Annotated in this window: 2 protein-coding genes; both read left to right on the top strand. The window is 63.6% G+C overall.

All coding sequences use genetic code 11. The features are described 5' to 3' along the window. On the top strand, nt 1-840 hold an 840-nt coding region (locus A2J03_RS23630), incomplete at its 5' end, for a thioesterase II family protein (RefSeq protein WP_231912689.1). Further along, nucleotides 837-1,997: AMP-binding protein (locus tag A2J03_RS23625; RefSeq protein ID WP_156520555.1), on the top strand; the 1,161-nt coding region annotated here is incomplete at its 3' end. The genes A2J03_RS23630 and A2J03_RS23625, both read left to right, overlap by 4 nt.

Raw genomic sequence — 1,997 nt, 5'->3', positions numbered from 1 at the left:
GCTCTTCACGCAACACGATCCACGACGAACCGACACGACCCCACTGCAATGGCAGACCCGGAGCTCGATTGTGCGCGGGCTTGCCCACTTGCCGGTGGCGCTGTGAGTTCCCGGCAATGGTTCGCCCCCGCGGTCACCGTCGACAGCCGGCCGACGAGCACTGCAGTGCCCCTTCTACTCATCCCCCATGCCGGGGCAGGCGCATCGTCGTTTGCACGGTGGAGGTTTCCGGCGTCGATCACTTCGCATCCCGTCCAGCTCCCGGGACGGGAAGGCGCCGCAGCGGAACCACCACTGCGCGACATCCACACGATCGTTGCCGCGCTCGCGGCGCAGGTCGGACGTTCAGTGGACAGATCCGTTGCGCTGTACGGCCACAGCATGGGAGCCCTTGTCGCATTCGAATTGGCACGGGCCCTCACCGACGCAGGGACGCCGCCGCGCCATCTGTTCGTCTCGGGTAGACGGGCACCGCATCTGGCGGCCAGCAGGCGGACTGTCCACCGATTGCCAGAATCTCAGTTCGTGGACGCCCTCGAAGAAATGGGGGGAACATCGCGCGCCGCGATGCGAAGCGCATCGTTGCTGCGGTACACCGTCAAGGTCAGTCGGGCCGATCTCGAGGTGTGCGAGACGTATTCGTATCGGGACCGTACCGAACTTCCATGTCCGATAACAGGATTCCACGCTCAGAACGATCCCGTTGTCGATCCCGACGAAATCTCCGCGTGGAGTCAGCACACGAACGACGCCTTCGCTACACACTCCTTCACGGGAGGACACTTCTTCCACCAAGATCATCGCACCACGATCGCCGCGATCATCGGTGATGCTCTGTGACCGCTCTGCTGACCGAGATCCTGCGGTCGAGGGCGCACGACACCCCCAACGCTCGTGCGTACGTGTTCCTCGACACCGCCGGCGACGAAGCCGAGGTCCTCACCTACCACCGACTACACACGCGCGCAGTGGACGTCGCAAGTGCTCTGCGCACCCAGTGCAGGCCAGGAGAACGCGCACTGTTGCTGTTCGGACCTGGACTCGACTTCATCGTCGCGTACTTCGGATGTCTGTATGCGGGTGTTATCGCCGTTCCGGTGAACCCGCCTCGGCCGGGCAGGCCGCACGATGCCACGAACAGCATCGTCGTGGACTGCGCGCCGTCGGTCGTCTTGTCCGACGCGCCGACGCGATCCGCCAGTGAAGACGAATTGGGTGCGGTGACAGGCAGGCTCAGATGGATAACGGTCAACGAGACGCCGGAGGGTGGCGACGAGGAATGTGCTCCACCGGCACACGATTCGACTGCGTTCCTGCAATACACGTCCGGATCCACGTCACGTCCGAAAGGTGTTCGCGTCACCCACCGCAATCTGATTGCCAACCAACGCATGATCGCGTCCGCGTTCAGTCATGATCGTCACTCCACGTTCGTCGGCTGGGCGCCGCTCTTCCACGATCAGGGCCTGATCGGCAACGTTCTCCAGCCGCTGTACCTCGGCAGCACCAGTATCTTGATGTCGCCATGGACCTTCATCCGCCGGCCGCTGCTCTGGCCCCTCACTGTGGCGAAGTATCGGGCACACACGAGCGGAGGACCCAATTTCGCATTCGACGCGTGTGTAACGCACGCCGAGCGAACCTCGATACCTACCGACCTCGATCTCGCGTCGTGGCAGGTAGCCTTCAACGGTGCAGAGCCCATCCGCGCAGACACGATCGAACGCTTCGTATCTACGTTCGCGCCCTACGGATTTCTCCGCTCGGCGATGTACCCGTGTTATGGGCTGGCCGAAGCGACGTTGTTCGTCGCAGGCAGCGTGAAGGGCCGCGGACCACGAACCCTGATCGTCGACGCCGACGAACTCACACGCGGCCGATTGACCCCTGCCGCTGACGCCCCGTCGCGGACGGTCGTCGGATCGGGCGTACCCGCTGCCGACGGAAGCGTCCGAATAGCGGACCCGAACTCAGCAGAGTCGCTCGAGGACAACATG

Origin of the sequence: Rhodococcus sp. EPR-157, assembly GCF_001647195.1 — a bacterium.
Taxonomy (GTDB): domain Bacteria; phylum Actinomycetota; class Actinomycetes; order Mycobacteriales; family Mycobacteriaceae; genus Rhodococcoides.
The sequence above is the reverse complement of the archived record's forward strand: the minus strand, read 5'-3'. Positions and strand labels throughout refer to the sequence as shown.